Raw genomic sequence first — 14,595 nt, 5'->3', positions numbered from 1 at the left:
GATATTCGCCAATCGCGATCTAATCACGATCGCCGCTCCTTAAGAATACGATATGGCGAAATCGAGCTTCCATTCTTCTTGAGGGTTCAGGATCCGCAGCCCTTCCTTATGGTTCAGCGCTTCGTTAAGCGCCGTCCACGGCTCCACGCAGACGAACGGCTTGCCCTGCACGCTCCACAGCACGACCTTGTCGAACTCCGGGCTGTAGTCGAGGCGAACGGTTCCTTCTTCCCCCAGCGGGAAGGAGACGGAAGCGGTACGGGCATCGAGCAACGCCACCGATTCCACGAGTGCGGAGAGATCGACCTCGCCTTGGAACGGCTTGACGGCGTTGTCGTTGTAATCGAGGTACTTCGTCGCGTCCGAGGAATAACGAAGCTTCTTGTTCTCTCCGGTCGCGAAGTAAGGATGGAAGCCGGTCTGCACGGGCATCCCGCGGTCGGAGAGATTCCGATAAGATTGCTCGATGGAGAGCTTGCCTTCCGTGAGACGGTACGTGAACCGAAGCTCGAAGTCGAACGGATAGGAAGCTCGAGTCTCTTCGTTGCTCTTCAGGCCGAGCGTCAGGGACGCTCCGCCCTCGGCGCTCTCTTCGATGACTTCCCATGCAGAGGTTCGGGCCACGCCGTGATTCCGCATTTTATACGTCTCGCCTTCCCATTCGTATTGCCCGCCGACGAGCTGCCCGCAGATCGGGAACAGGATCGGAATGCCGCCGCGAATGTTCGCCGCCGGGTCGAGGAAGGTCGCCCGGTCCAGATAGAGAAGCTCCTTGCCGCCGAGCTGGCAGCCGATCACGATGCCGCCCCGTTCGGGACAGACCAAAACGCGCGACTCCGTGGACGAGTCGGTCAGTTCATAAATTCGAAAAGAATCTTCGTAGCTTGAGATACGATAGGGAGATGCTGCGCTGCTCAATGGGGATGCCTCCTGTAGGTTCATATGTTCTTATTATATCAGTTCATCAGGCGAAGGATAGGCGGAGCTCGGCTTCTGTCGAACGGGCGGAGCTCTTGCGGAAAGCGTGGGAGTTAAGAACTGTTTTCATGAAGCGGAAGAAACAAGTTGAGGCGCTCTGTCGTTATAGATAGTATCGAAAAGAAGTCAACGAAGAAGGAGATTACACAATGCCTCCATTATCGACCCCGTCGCCCTCCTCCAACCCTCCATCGAATTCGGGGCACCCGGGCAAAGGAGCGGAGCCGCTCAGCCGAACCCGCACCAACCGCAAGCGCCGCAAGCGCTCGGTATGGGGGATTCTGCTGCGATTGTTCGTCGTCATGCTTCTTCTTTTTGCCCTGTTCCTGGCTTGGTTCTTCTTAACTCCTTCGGGGGAGTCGCTGCGCTACCGGATGGCCGATACGATCATCACGACTCAGCATCGGGAGTGGGCGAAGTATCTGGTCGGCGAAGATGGCCTCAAAGAAAGAGTCGCGCAATACGCCAAGCAATTCGAAGAGATGGGGGAAGAGCGCGATACCCATGAGATCGCCGTGCCTGCTGGGGCTGAACAGGAGAATAACGCCAACGAGCCCGTTCCGCTGACGCAGATCGAGCCGGTCGACGGTGACGGCTACCACGGATACCTGCTTACCGTAAGCGATCCGAAGAAAGTTAGGCTGGGCGTGACCAGCACCAAGGGCAAAGGAGAAAAGGTCACGAGCATGGTCAAGAGGACCGGGGCGATCGCCGGGGTGAACGCGGGCGGCTTCGCGGACCCGAATTGGAAGGGCAACGGCTTCCAGCCGATCGGACTCGTGATCTCCCAGGGCAAGGTTTTCTACCGGGATATCGGCATGGACCAGAACACGCAGATCGTCGGCATCGACAAGGACGGCAAGATGATCGCGGGCCGTTACACGATCAACGAGCTGCTGAAGCTCGGCATCTCGGAAGCGGTCAGCTTCGCGCCGCGGATTATCGTCAACGGCAAAGGGCAGATCAAGAACCACAAGGACGGCTGGGGAATCGCCCCGCGTACGGTCATGGGCCAGAAGGAGGACGGCTCCATCCTGTTCCTGGTGATCGACGGCCGCCAGCTCGGCTACAGCGTGGGAGCGGACCTGTACGACGCCCAGCAGATCATGCTGGATCACGGAGCGGTCATCGCGGCCAACCTGGACGGCGGCTCCTCGACGGTGCTCGTGACGGAAGGCGGCGAGATCGTCAACAAGCCGTCCTCTACGCACGGCGAGCGTTACCTGCCGACCGCCTGGCTGGTGTTCGAGGATCCTTCGACGGTGACGACGAACAACATCTGGTCCGGCTTGACGTCCAAGGACATCGACCCGGCGAAGTGGTGAATAGGGATTAAGAGAAGGTTTATGCGAATAGCAGAACAGCAGAATAGCAAAACAACAGAACGGCTGAGCAATCAGCCGTTTTTTTTGCGCTTTTTGGGGAAAGTACAAACGAAGAGACAACACGATCTTAGGGGGCGTTGCATCTGTATAAATTTTTGGCGGCGACTTTGATCAGCTTGGCAGTCGGTTTCGCGTCTAGCGTTAGCGGTAACTCGGCGCTTGCCTACAACCCGGAGAACCCCTTCTCCAAACCTGAACCCGACTACGCGAAGTGGGGCCGGGTTGCGATTGCCAAGATTAAGGAGCTCTACCCGCGAGCCTCCATTGTCGACTATTCGCACGTAGGGCGAGAAGCGCTTACGAAGACAACCGCACAAGAGACATTCAAAATGTGGCTTAGGGAAGGGAGCCGGGAATTCGGAGTTCACGTCCGGATCGTATTCGATTCCCAGACGGACCGGCTGTTGAGAATAAGCATCCGAACGACGAAATAGCGGGTTTAGGGGGAGATGGAGCGGAGTTATTGAACAAAAGTAGGCGAGGAGTTATTTCCGAAATCGCAATAACGGGAGTCGCAGAGGGGGAACTGAGTCGGAGTTATTGAACAAAATGCAACAACGGCGTGCGAAAAGGTGCAGTTGATGCAGAGTTATTGAACATAGTGCAACATCGGCTGCAGAAAAGGTGGAGTTGAAGCGGAGTTATTGAACAAAGCGCAACAACGCCCGGCCTATGCCAAGTTCACGCTACCGCTGCATAAGGAAAAGAGGCGACGAATGAGGATCTTCCTTCGTGCCCCTTTTGCCCAATGACGCCCTATTTTCTTCAGTACATCATCATGCCGAGCGGCCCGTTCTCGTCGATAATGTCCTCGATCTCGTACACCGAGATGGGGAAGTACGGAAAGCCCCAGGCGTATGGCACGATGGCGTACAGCGGAAAGTAAATGACCAGCGATTTGTCGGCGATATAGAAGTCCTGGTCGTCCGTGATGCCGGGATATTCCCCGAGCAGAGGAAGCTTCCGCGCTTTGATCTGGGCCTGAATGATATCGTTAAGCCGCTTCTTGTAGTTGCTGTCCGGCTTGAACAGCTCGCTCAGCTTGTAGCTCTTGGCGTTCTCCACGTCGAAGGTGAGCGACTTCTGAAGCGTATTGCCATGAGCGCCCCCGGTGTATGTGTAGTTCAGCAGAGACAAGCTCAGTACCCCGCGCTGGTTGTTCTTCACTTCGAAGGTGCCGTCCATCTCCTGAATATCGGGGCTGGGATAGCTCTGATCCTTCATCAGCTGATGGGTAACCTTCAGAATCTCCTCGTTCATCTTCTTTCTTGCGGCTTCGTTCGTTCCGCCGGTGACGACGGGAACGCTCACTTTGATGTGCGGTTCCGTAATCTGATGGACCTCGATCGGGACCATTAACGTCTGACCGTTCATGTCTGCTCCCCTTTGCCTTGGGCTAACGTCCTTACAACGTATGCGGCGATCGCGGAGGGGGTGAAATAAGCGTTCAAACACGGGGTAAAAACTGTAAAAAAATACATTTGCCAAAAGTGTTGACTTGTCCGGAGAAAATCGATAATATATAGAAGTCGTCGCGCTGATGTAGCTCAGCTGGTAGAGCAACGCATTCGTAATGCGTAGGTCGGGGGTTCGAATCCCTTCATCAGCACCACCTAAACAAACCCAATGCGGTTCCTCCTCGGAGGGCCGCATTTTTGCATTCTCCTTTTACCAATCCATCGAACCGAGCCGAAAATGGAGCTTCGATCTTTGCTCGCGCAAGCAAGAAATGACGTTTGGTTCCAAGCTTATCCGGGTAATCTAATCCCTGTCAGGAAGGGAAGAAGTTCATTCGGATAGGAGCGATGCGTCATGAAACAGAGTGCAAAGAAAGTCGCTTTTCTCTTGGCCGAAGGCTATGAGGATTCGGAGATGAGAAATCCGTACGATGCGATGGTGGAGAACGGCAGCGACGCCGTGATTATCGGGCTTAAGGGCGGCGAAGAGCTGAAAGGCAAGCAAGGGACGATCTCCTATACGACCCACCTGGCCGCGTCGGAAGCGAATGCGGCGGATTACGAGGCGGTCGTCATTCCCGGAGGCAGCTCTCCGGAGAAGCTGCGCGGCGACCGGGCCGTGCAGGAATTCGTGAAGCAGGCGAACAGCCGAGGCATCCCGATCGCCGCCATCTGCCACGGCCCGCAGGTGCTGGCCAGCGCCGGATTGCTGCAGGGCAAAACGCTGACCGGATATTCCGGCATTCAAGCGGAGATCGAGCAAGCCGGCGGTACGTTCGTCGACAAAGAGGTCGTCGTGGACGGCAACCTGATCACGTCCCGCGGCCCGCAGGACGAGCCGGCCTTCATTCAGGAGACGATCAACAAGATCGGCGTAACCGCTTATTAAGCCTTTAATTTTTGGATGAGAGCCGCGAGAAGGCGGGCCGAAGCCCGGCTCCCACGCGGCTCTTATTGATTGGCGACCCAGGTATCGCCGCCGTCGGACGTCGTATAAACAACCGTCAAACGCTGATCATCGCTCACGAATTGGATAGAAAGAGTACCGTTGCGCGGATCGGAAGAGTCGAACTCCGGAGGGAATGCATTGCCGTATTTAAAGCCTTCCGGGATCGAGATCTCCTGCAGCGCCCAATGGCTGCCTCCGTCTTCGGTGCGAAACAACGGAACGGAGCTCGCGCCGTGATAGGTCGCCGCAATCCAACCGTGCAGCGAATCGCGGAAAGCCATTCCCGTCGGATAACCGTCCAACACCGTGCTAAGATCGGCAACGAATGCCCAAGCCCCTTTCTTCCCGTCCAATCGATATAGGCTCTTGGACATCTGCCCCAAGCCGGGATCGGAAGTAAGAAGCAGCCAATCGCCCGTCTGCGCTCCGCTTCCGCCGATCGAAGGGAAGACGCCTTCCCGCTGCACGTTCCGCTCCCAATCCTGTTGAACGGGAATGATCGTCTCCTGCTGTTCTCCATTCCCCTTCTCAAGGTGGAACGTAAGCTCCTTCCCTGCGTGCTCCCGATAAATCGCCCATTTGGCACCCGAAGGTACCGTTCCTTCCGTTACTAGCGCTTCGTCCGAGCTTGCCGATGGGCTCGGTGCAGCCGGGCTAGCCGATTCGGTGCTCGTTGCAAGAGGAACGGTAGAAGGAGATGCGGATGAGGTAGCTGCGGGTAAGTTCTGATCGGAAGAAGAACTTTGGCACCCTGCAGCGAACAACAGGAGTGCTAATGAAGTCAACGAGAGCCATTGCCAAGTCTGGTTTCTCAATCGAATCGCCTCTAATCGATATATAGTCTGATCAAGGAATTAGACTGTTTCGATCAGAAAAGGGTTCAACCTCGTTTGCCCTAAAGCGCGAAAACTTCGGCCAAGGACGCGGATAGCGCATCTCCGCCGGACCGGCTCCGCGACGGTCGGCCGCCCCTGCTCCCTTCGAGCTTCTCCAGTTCCTCCCACAGAATGGCTTCGAACGTGCGGCGTTGGATCTGCTCCAGCCGCTGATAGGCAAGCGTATGGGTCACCCCGAAGTGAGAAGCGATCCAATCGGCGGCTTCGCTCTGGCGCTCGGGCAGGCGAACGCCCTGCAGCATGAAGGAAGGGACGGCCGCGTACAGGACGAAGCGGTTCGCGTCCGCCTCCTGATGCTCCAGGAACGCCTGGGGCATCAGCGTCTGGCTGCCCGCATGCCTCAGCACGTGGCACAGCTCGTGCAGGAAGTCCTCCCATTGCTCGACCCGGCTCAGCCTGCGGTCCAGCAAGATCGAGCGCATCCCCATCCATTCCAGCGCCTTGCTGGACTGGTTCAGGTAATGAACCCAGACATTGAGGCGGTTCGCCACCTCATCGACGTTAAGCTGGGCGGGCGACAGGATTCCGGCTCTCCTCCACAGGTTCTCGATCCACTGCTCCATCGGAGTCGTCATATCGTATCGAAGCATAGCTGCACCTCATTTTACGGGAATGTATGTTCGCATTAATGGGTAAAAAGGAACGCCCCTTCGGGCGTGCTCCACTTATCATAATACAGATCGGGCGATTTGTTTACTCTCCTTGGCGGTCGCCAGGCCGGCGATTCCGTTCTTTCTCTCGAATAAACTCCCAGAATCTCAGCATCTCTTCTTTTCTCTCTTCGGGGGCATTCAGATATTCTTTGAAAAAAACGCCGTGCTCCGGGTTATTGATGAAGCGTTCGAACTCGGCTAGGTTGGCGGAGCTTCCGCTTCCCAGCGTGGTGTCTTCCGTCCGGCCCAGCAGGTAGTCGGTCGTCGTCCGGTAATATTCGGCGAACCGGCTCAGCATCTCGGGCTCCGGCTTGCGGTCGTCCGATTCGTACCGGGACAGCTGGACGTTGCTGATCCCCAGCTCTCTCGCGGCATCCAGCTGCGTCTTGCCGAAGCGTTCTCGCCGTTCTCTTAATCTCTTGCCCAATGTCATAGAGAATCTTCCTTTACTCCGGAATTGGATGGATTCAGTATAGCACATGTTTTCCATATTGGTAAAATGGTTTCAGATCCCCTGTTGCAACATTTTCCTATAAATGGAGTCTTATTCTGAAAAGGAATAGGGAGGTCTATGCATGATCCGAACGAACGGAATGCTTGTCCTATTATTAGGCACCGCGCTGTGGAGTGCGCCCTTATTATCTGCCTCCGCTTATGCGGACGAGGCAGATCCTGCAGTGGAAGGAAAGCTCAAGGAGAATCGGATGCTTATCCCCCTGCGTTCCGTATCGGAGAAGATGGGAGCCGAGGTCGCATGGGATTCGAAGTCCAAAGACATCACGATTATCAAAGGGGATGTCGTCATCGTCCTCAAGGTCGATTCGAAGATTGTTTATGTCAATCAAAAAGAGGTTCAGATCGACGTGCCTGCGTACCTGGAGAATAGCCGGACCTTCGTGCCGTTGCGATTCGTCAGCCAGGTAATGGGGGCGGAGGTGGAATGGAGCCAGGCCGCCCAATCGGCTACCGTCTCTCTCGACGGCAAGCAGATCCGAATCATCCCGGAGAAGCCAGCCCCGCAGATTCTCAAGAAAATCACGGAACAGCAGCTTACCGACATGATTAGTAAAGTGAACGAAGCGACCAATCTGGCGTCCATAAAGAACGTTAAGACCACCTTCAGCTCTTATTTTACGGATAAAATGATCCAGTCGTTGTCTTCTAGCAAAGGACTAGCGTATAACGTGAGGATCGTCAATTCCATTCGGCTAGGGAACGTCGCGTACAAGGATGAGAAAACCGCAATCTACCTGGAGTCGTCCGAAGGCGATCTCCACCCCGAATACACCGAGCCGGGCAAAGTCCTTCATCGGCAAGTGACTTTTCTTTTCGATGGTCGCGACTGGAAGGTTGATAACGTTTCTTTCTATGTAACAGAGCGGCAGCAAGGATAGTCTAGGTGATTTCCGATTTGGCAAACGACCTGATTTATGTAGCTTAATTCGGGTTGACACTTGCCATAATGGTAATATACTATCCTATTATGGCGAGATCTTGGAAAAAATTTGGGGGATCTTAACGATTGGGAGAGAAGTCGTTTAGTTATTTTACCAAAATGGTAAAGTTGGTTGTTTTATTGCAGTTTATTTCCACTTTTAGGATAGATGCATTCTACGAGGCTAAGGGGGGATGTAAATGGCACTTACTCCAGTTCAGAGAGAAAGATTCCAACGACACTGCGAAGAGAACCGACTTGTATATTCGGATCGCGTTATTCGAGATTTTTTTCTAACGGATCGGCATGTCGTACTTCTATTAAGAGCTCTCGATGGGGAAGAAGAAGGCAGAAAGGAACTCGATGACCGATTCCGCAAACACTTTTTTAGAATTCGATTCGTCAAGTATCTTGTCTCCACTATTAAATTCTGTACAATCGATCAGCAACGTCAACATCGAAAGAATGATAATCGATATCCATTGATTTTCGATCGCCCCTCCTCAGCAGAGGGGGATGGCGGGGAGACTCTGGGAGAAAGACAATTATCCAAGCAAATTCAATCGGAGTCGGAGGCCATTCTAGCAGACCCCGATCAATTTAAAGTCTCCTTCTCAAACGAGAGCCTTTCACGTGCCTTCGCTATCCTCTCCCCTAAACAACAGCATATCGCCACTCTCTATTACTCCTTGTGTTACCAGGATAACGAAATCGCACGAATGATTGGAGTATCCCCGCAGGCCGTGAGCAAAACAAGGAACTTAGCCTTGAAGAAACTGCGACTTGCCTTGATAGAGAGGGGGTGACGAGTTTGGAAGAGAGCCAGACCCTTACCTATTTGCTTACCGCGGTCAGTCAGGTTGGGTTTCCCATTGTCTTAACGGGATACCTGCTTATCCGGTTTGAGAAAAAACTCGAAACGCTGACCGAGAGCATTCTCAGGTTGACGGAAGTAATAAAAAAGAATTCAAGCGAGGATAGCCATGGAAAATGACCTGTACGAGCTCGTGCAAAAAGCGCAAGACGGTGACAAAGAGGCCATGCAAAGCATCTTGTCCATGTTTATGCCGGTTATTAGAAGCGCAAAATACAAGATGAAACAAGATCGGCAGGATGATCTTGAACAATCTATTATCGAGAGGATTATCAACAAAGTACAAGGTTACGACATGTCGAAGAATCCAGACTTCACCTCTTTCTGCCGCAATCTTAGTGACTCTTTCTAACGGAATCGTACCAATCCCGCTCGTTTGTGAGCGGTTTTTTCTTTTTGGGAATGTTTATTTGAAACTTTTGGAAGGATAAAGATGTCTACTTAATAATGGATACTTTTGAGAACATGAGGAGGGATACAGATGAAGAAGTATTTAAGCGTGATCGGTTTATGCTTTCTCATGGCGGGATGTTCTAATTCCTCTGCAACCAGTGAACCCATAAGTTCAGAAGCAACGCAGCAGGTTATATCTGAAAGCCAGGATAAATCCGTTCAGATCCTTGCCGATACCAAGGCAACGGGGGAGATGTTCACAGGCTTGACCGTGAAAATAAGAAACCAAGAAAAGAAGTTCCCTTGGAAGAATGTCGCAAACCCAACCTATAGTCCCGAGATATACGTTGAAAACATGGATAACGGCCCGGAGAATGAGATCATTATCGTGCTTACGTCGGGATACGGAACCGGAGTACAAAAAACAGAGCTTCATGCCCTAAAGAACGACTACTATGAGTTTTCCGTACAAGACCCGGTTCAAGCGGTTCGTTCCAGCGTGAAGTCGAGCCACGAAATAAACGATGGAAAACATCGTTTTTCCTTGTCCTATAAAGGCAAAACGTTGACTAAGGAATACGGGGTTAAGGAAGCGGGCTTATGGTTTGACGACGTTGTCTTTGGCAATATTGTCCGGTATAGGATTGAGGATAAACAAGTGATAGCTGAAGTGCCCGCCCAAGTATCTCCTGGAAATTTCATGGCTACTGTAGAAGCCGAATTTCAAATGTTAGATCAATCATTAACGGTGGGGGAACTGTCGTTACAAGAGGTCAATTAGAAAAGACAACGTAGTTAATCAATGACGCTCACTTTAATAAATGACTTATGGCTTGAAACTTTTTCCATTCGTCTGCAGTCCATATACATATTGAGATTTGTGAGGTGGTATAGATTGTATTTGAAAAAAGGGATTATTATGGCAAGCATAATTGGATTGTTGCTTGCGGGATGTACCCGTAGCGAGACTGATGGAGATAAAGCAAGTCCTAATGAAAGCGCCAATCAGAGAATCGTACAGAACGTAAAAGAAGCCGGTCAAGGTTCCTTAACAAAAGAAAACATATCGATAGCAGGAGTACACATCGGAGACACGCAAGATGAGGTCAAGCGCGTTCTTGGCGATCCTTCAAGCACTCAGAATGGAGGCGGGGGAAGCCCGGATATGTGGTGGATCTATGATGAGTTGGATATGTCTATTAGTTTCTACCGCTCCGGAGAAAGTGACGATGCAAGGGGGGTAGACTCCATAATAGTGAGTTCCGGTTCTAAAATGAGAACACAAAATAATATTGGAGTTGGAAGTACAAGGAATGAGGCGATCGAGGCCTACCCGGATGCCGTTCAAGGCCAACCGCAGAACAATGGTGCCTACACGATGTGGATTACGGGTACATCTGAGAATGAAGGATACTTCTACCCGGCGCTCATATTAAACCTGACTGATGATAAAGTCACGGATTTGGAACTAACGACCTTCTTAATTGACCCAAATATAGAAAATTAAAAAGAGAAGCGGGTTCCGCTTCTCACGACACTAAGTAATCTACCCTATTGGTGGGAAACGACAGGTTTGCAAATCAGATCCAAGTACGACTGTTGACGGCCATTGTGAAGCTCCTTTAGCCTAGTTGCAAATAACTGCCCGACCTGAGTAAATAAATCCTGATCTTCCGGATGACAGAATGTGACCATCCGGGAAACGCGACATAGCTCGCCGTGCAGGAACAATAGGCGATTTCCATAAGAATTTTCATTTGGCATGAGTCCACTCCTCTGTGAGTCCTTTCTGATTTAAACCCTCAAATAAGGGGAGAAAGAGGAGATGATCTCTCCTCTTTCTCCTATTTGTCTATTACAAAGCTGCTTCCTTCGCAGCCCAACCGGAAGAGTCAAGTACACGGTTCAGTTTAGCGCCCGGATAGGTATCCGTCGACAGCATGTAATGACCGGCATTCCATGCGGATGCTCCAAGTGCTTCGTTCGCCGCGTAGGTACCCGAAGTAATTGTGCCGCCCGATTCCAAACGTCCTTTGAACTGCACCGACGACACGGACGACTTGTACGTACCGCTATCGGTAAGTACGTTTGTTGCTGTTTTACCCGAGGCAAACCCGTTCATATATGCGTCGTTGACGTTGTTCTTGTCGCCAAAGATGTTCGAGTATGCCGTTGCAGGCAATACATAACGCCGCTCCATGAGCTCCTTATAGGCATAAGCTCCGTCTTGAAGCGTATCGAAGATGGGGAAGTTGCCGCACTTGCCTTGCGAGCTTGCATAACCTTCGGTTGAGGTCTGGAATGCCGGGTTGTTAATCGGAATGCCCCATTCCGAGAACCAGTGTACTAGGATGAAAGAAATAGAGGTTCCGATCCAAGGAACCAGATCGCCCGCAAGGCTGTGATAAGAGTTCCAGAAATCATTGTAGCTTGGTTTGGCTGGGTAGCTGCTGCTGCTAGGACATACAACGGCCATAGTAATTCCTCCCGATCCTATTATTTTGAAATACTGATAAACGGTTTTGAGTACTCGAATAGCCATGGTTTGTGCTCTTGAATTCCCACAAACAGGCGATCCTCCGGGATATCGATATCGAAGTGCTTCTTAATGAGCATTCCGAGCTCCTTTGGGTCATATCCCTCGTAACAGTGTCCCCCGATAATGAAGGAAGGGACAAATCGCAGCCTTAGAAGTTGGAAATCCTTCCGGGCTTCGGGCTCATGGACTACGTTTCGAGCCAGGTGAGGGACATCGAACTCTCTAAGTAGAGCAAGTGCTTGATACGCGATAGAAGAAAGATCGTCGGTAAACACCTCTATCTTGTGGCCTATCCACGACGAAGGCATAGTCCCCCTCTTTCCTGAGCAGTTTTAAAGAGCATTAGACTAGTGGATGTCATTGCCAGAGGTCATCCAGTGCCTCTTGCAAAGATCTCTTCCGCTCTACTAATAAAGTGTAAGATAGGCTATCAAAAACAACTTTGAAGTTGCTGTGTTCAATAGTTTTTTGTTGTTTGCTCGCCCCTGCCCTCACCCGCCGTTCCGTTCCCCCGCTCGCGGACATACACTAACTCGTCCCCGAAGCAAGCAACCTCGCTCGACTCCCGACGTAGTAAGGAGGGATACGCGCCATGTCCATCTATGACGACTTCATAACGAAAATCCTTCCGTCCGTGCTCGCCGACCAGAAGAGCACCGGCGTTCCAGCGTCGCTGACGATCGCGCAGGCTGCGCTGGAGTCGAACTGGGGGCGGAGCGGGCTGACGCGGAAGGCCAACAACCTGTTCGGCATCAAAGGGACCGGCCCGGCCGGGAGCGTAACGATGGCGACGACGGAGTATGAGGACGGACGCACGGCTCAAGTGCAAGCGGCGTTCCGAGCCTACCACAGCTGGGAGGAGTCGATCGCCGACCACTCTAGACTGTTAAGCGGCAACCGCTACAAGAAGGCGCTCAACACCGACGGCAAGTCCGCCGCGAAGGCGGCGGCGGCCGCCGGCTACGCGACGGATCCGGCCTATGCCGACAAGCTTATCGCGCTTATGGACACCTATAAGCTGAATCAATATGATGCCGTGAAGCCCCAGCCGGCATCGGAAGGAGAGACGCCCCCTATGGCAACGACACCTACCCCGGGCATCGATTGCGCCACCCCGCTGACTGCGTCCGCGGCGAAGCAGATTGCGGCGGCCGGATACAAGTTCGCGGCCCGCTATCTCGTCCCGGCCACATACACCTGGAAGCGGCTGACGCTGACCGAAGCGCAGGGGATCACTGCCGCGGGCATGCAGATCATCTCCGTCTTCGAGACGACGGCGGACCGCGCGAAGGGCGGAGCCGCCAGCGGCCAAGCGGACGGAGCCGCCGCGCTGAAGGAAGCCCAGGCCATCGCCCAGACCGCGGGCAGCGCGATCTACTTCGCGGTCGACTATGACGCCCAGCCGGCGGATTACAACGCGATCGAAGCGTACCTGAAGGCCGCGGCATCCCAGATTACCGGCTACGAAGCAGGCGTGTACGCCTCTTATGCCGTGATCGAAGAAATGTACAAACGAGGCGCCTGCAAGCACTTCTGGCAGACCTATGCCTGGAGCCAAGGCAAGCAGAGCAGCCACGCCAACGTCTATCAATACAAGAACGGCGCATCGGTGGCAGGAGTCTCGGTGGACCTGAACCGCTCCTACGGCGGCGAAGGCTGGTGGAATACGGAGGAAGGAGCGATCACGATGAGCAAGGACGACGCGGAGAAAATCATCCGGTTCCTCTCGGCCGCCTGGTTCGCGGCGGCAGACGACGCCTCGAGGAACGAGTTCAATCGGCTGGCGAATGAGGTTCGCAAAGCGGCCGGAATTCCGGTATAATCACCAATATATGACAACGGCAGTATGAAGCGGGGAAGCCGTCGGCATGACGCCGGCTTCCCCTTACATAACAGCAATCAATATACATAGAATGGGTGATCCTTATTCCACAGGGCAAGTATTTTCGCATTGGGTACGGCATTATCGTCGTCCTACTAATCGTCCTGCTAGCTTCCAAGGTAGACTTCCTCTTCCAGCCGTTCTGGACGATGATCAAGGGGCTCATGACGCCGCTGCTTCTCTCTCTTGTCTTCTACTATCTACTCCGTGCCCCGGTCAACCTGCTCGAGAAGTACCTTCGCAACCGAACCTTGGCAATCTCTACGGTGTTCTTGATTCTCGCCGGGGTGCTCGTGCTGATCGCGCTCCTCGTCGGACCGGTGATCGGGGATCAGGTCAACAGCTTGGTCGACAATCTGCCGGAGCTGATCAAGATGGGGCAGGACCAAGTAACGAACCTGCAGAACAACGACCGGATCGCCAGCTACCTGCAGGAGCACCAGGTCGATCTCTCGGCCAAGGTCCAAGAGCTGATCAACCGGGTCGTCAATAACATGGGCGACGCCTTCAACGGAATCATGAGCTTCGTCTCCAGCTTCGTCCTGCTGCTGTCGACCGTTCCGTTCATTGTCTACTACATGCTCAAGGGAGACAAACAGTTCCCCGACCTGTTCCTGAAGCTGGTTCCGGACAAGCACGACGACCGTGCGCTTACGATCATGAAGGAGATGGACGGAGCTCTCAGCGCCTACATTCAGGGGAAAATCCTTGTGAGCTTCGGTCTGTGCATCCTGACGTGGGTCGGTTATTCGGTTATCGGACTCAAGTACTCGTTGCTGCTTGCCGTCGTCCTTACGCTGATGAACTTCATCCCGTATGTCGGCGCCATCATCGGGATGGTACCGGCCGTTATCGTCGCCTTCCTCGATTCGCCGATGCAGGTCGTATGGACGATCGTCGTCGTCCTCATCGTTCAACAGATCGAAGACAAGGTGCTCTCGCCGCAGATCATGGGCAAGAAGCTGTCGATCCATCCGCTCACGCTGATCATCGTGCTTCTCGCGGTCGGCAGCATCGGCGGCCTTGCCGGCATGTTCGTGGCCGTTCCCTGCTACGCCTTGCTCAAGATTATCGTCTCTCATGCTTATCGCCTCTATAAGCTGCGCAAGATCGAGATCATCGACCCGTAAGGTCAAGCCTCGAGACCGAACGCG

The 14,595-nt window shown here is 53.2% G+C and carries 17 protein-coding genes and 1 tRNA gene; 12 read left to right on the top strand and 6 right to left on the bottom strand.

The window, feature by feature from the left end; translation table 11 throughout:
- Positions 1-39 precede the first annotated feature (39 nt).
- On the bottom strand, positions 40-918 hold the full coding sequence (locus ELR57_RS13720) for an aldose epimerase family protein (RefSeq protein ID WP_238162521.1): 879 nt from the start codon (positions 916-918) through the stop codon (positions 40-42).
- Positions 919-1,127: 209 nt separating this feature from the next.
- Here ELR57_RS13720 and ELR57_RS13715 point away from each other — a divergent pair, with 209 nt between their 5' ends.
- Both ELR57_RS13715 and ELR57_RS13710 read left to right on the top strand, forming a co-directional pair.
- Positions 1,128-2,303 carry a phosphodiester glycosidase family protein gene (locus ELR57_RS13715; protein WP_126959644.1) on the top strand — a complete coding sequence of 392 codons (1,176 nt, stop codon included), beginning with the start codon at positions 1,128-1,130 and terminating at the stop codon, positions 2,301-2,303.
- 137 nt (positions 2,304-2,440) lie between these two features.
- Positions 2,441-2,797, top strand: a complete 357-nt coding sequence (locus ELR57_RS13710; protein ID WP_238162520.1) for a DUF3889 domain-containing protein — start codon at positions 2,441-2,443, stop codon at positions 2,795-2,797.
- Between the two features lie 331 nt (positions 2,798-3,128).
- On the opposite strand, the gene ELR57_RS13705 is transcribed toward ELR57_RS13710, so the two are convergent.
- Positions 3,129-3,737, bottom strand: a complete 609-nt coding sequence (locus ELR57_RS13705) for a DUF3298 and DUF4163 domain-containing protein (protein WP_126959643.1) — start codon at positions 3,735-3,737, stop codon at positions 3,129-3,131.
- Between the two features lie 162 nt (positions 3,738-3,899).
- On the opposite strand from ELR57_RS13705, the gene ELR57_RS13700 reads away from it, so the two are divergent.
- Both ELR57_RS13700 and ELR57_RS13695 read left to right on the top strand, forming a co-directional pair.
- Positions 3,900-3,975 (top strand) — tRNA-Thr (locus ELR57_RS13700).
- A 200-nt stretch (positions 3,976-4,175) separates the two neighbouring features.
- Complete coding sequence (locus ELR57_RS13695; protein ID WP_126959642.1) at positions 4,176-4,709, top strand: type 1 glutamine amidotransferase domain-containing protein; 534 nt, start codon at positions 4,176-4,178, stop codon at positions 4,707-4,709.
- A gap of 62 nt (positions 4,710-4,771) precedes the next feature.
- On the opposite strand, the gene ELR57_RS13690 is transcribed toward ELR57_RS13695, so the two are convergent.
- The 3 genes from ELR57_RS13690 to ELR57_RS13680 form a co-directional block, all read right to left on the bottom strand.
- A complete protein-coding gene (locus tag ELR57_RS13690) occupies positions 4,772-5,584 on the bottom strand; it encodes a beta propeller repeat protein (protein WP_126959641.1) in 813 nt (270 codons plus the stop codon).
- Between the two features lie 80 nt (positions 5,585-5,664).
- Entirely contained in the window at positions 5,665-6,255 is a 591-nt protein-coding gene (locus tag ELR57_RS13685; RefSeq protein ID WP_126959640.1) for an ImmA/IrrE family metallo-endopeptidase, read from the bottom strand.
- Between the two features lie 103 nt (positions 6,256-6,358).
- Entirely contained in the window at positions 6,359-6,751 is a 393-nt protein-coding gene (locus ELR57_RS13680) for a helix-turn-helix domain-containing protein (RefSeq protein WP_126959639.1), read from the bottom strand.
- A 142-nt stretch (positions 6,752-6,893) separates the two neighbouring features.
- Between ELR57_RS13680 and ELR57_RS13675 the strand changes: the two genes are divergently transcribed.
- The 6 genes from ELR57_RS13675 to ELR57_RS13650 all read left to right on the top strand — a co-directional run bounded on the left by ELR57_RS13675 (position 6,894) and on the right by ELR57_RS13650 (position 10,527).
- Complete coding sequence (locus tag ELR57_RS13675) at positions 6,894-7,712, top strand: copper amine oxidase N-terminal domain-containing protein (RefSeq protein ID WP_126959638.1); 819 nt, start codon at positions 6,894-6,896, stop codon at positions 7,710-7,712.
- A 241-nt stretch (positions 7,713-7,953) separates the two neighbouring features.
- Positions 7,954-8,559 carry a sigma-70 family RNA polymerase sigma factor gene (locus tag ELR57_RS13670; RefSeq protein ID WP_126959637.1) on the top strand — a complete coding sequence of 202 codons (606 nt, stop codon included), beginning with the start codon at positions 7,954-7,956 and terminating at the stop codon, positions 8,557-8,559.
- A 5-nt stretch (positions 8,560-8,564) separates the two neighbouring features.
- Positions 8,565-8,747: a YvrJ family protein gene (locus tag ELR57_RS13665; protein WP_126959636.1), complete on the top strand. Its 183-nt coding sequence runs from the start codon at positions 8,565-8,567 to the stop codon at positions 8,745-8,747.
- Entirely contained in the window at positions 8,737-8,979 is a 243-nt protein-coding gene (locus ELR57_RS13660; protein ID WP_126959635.1) for a helix-turn-helix domain-containing protein, read from the top strand. The genes ELR57_RS13665 and ELR57_RS13660 overlap by 11 nt, the downstream gene beginning before the upstream one ends.
- 129 nt (positions 8,980-9,108) lie before the next feature.
- A complete protein-coding gene (locus ELR57_RS13655) occupies positions 9,109-9,801 on the top strand; it encodes a putative periplasmic lipoprotein (RefSeq protein ID WP_126959634.1) in 693 nt (230 codons plus the stop codon).
- A gap of 114 nt (positions 9,802-9,915) precedes the next feature.
- Positions 9,916-10,527, top strand: coding sequence for a hypothetical protein (locus tag ELR57_RS13650; RefSeq protein ID WP_126959633.1), 612 nt, complete (start codon positions 9,916-9,918; stop codon positions 10,525-10,527).
- A gap of 348 nt (positions 10,528-10,875) precedes the next feature.
- Here ELR57_RS13650 and ELR57_RS13645 read toward each other — a convergent pair whose 3' ends face one another.
- Positions 10,876-11,562, bottom strand: coding sequence for a hypothetical protein (locus tag ELR57_RS13645; RefSeq protein ID WP_126959632.1), 687 nt, complete (start codon positions 11,560-11,562; stop codon positions 10,876-10,878).
- Between the two features lie 589 nt (positions 11,563-12,151).
- On the opposite strand from ELR57_RS13645, the gene ELR57_RS28620 reads away from it, so the two are divergent.
- Positions 12,152-13,381 (top strand): glucosaminidase domain-containing protein, encoded by a 1,230-nt coding sequence (locus ELR57_RS28620; protein WP_370452271.1) that lies wholly within the window; start codon positions 12,152-12,154, stop codon positions 13,379-13,381.
- A 95-nt stretch (positions 13,382-13,476) separates the two neighbouring features.
- Positions 13,477-14,571 (top strand): AI-2E family transporter, encoded by a 1,095-nt coding sequence (locus ELR57_RS13630; RefSeq protein ID WP_158630029.1) that lies wholly within the window; start codon positions 13,477-13,479, stop codon positions 14,569-14,571.
- Positions 14,572-14,595 lie beyond the last annotated feature (24 nt).

Source organism: Cohnella sp. AR92, from assembly GCF_003990975.1.
Classification (GTDB): domain Bacteria; phylum Bacillota; class Bacilli; order Paenibacillales; family Paenibacillaceae; genus Cohnella.
This window is presented reverse-complemented; position numbering and strand designations above follow the sequence as displayed.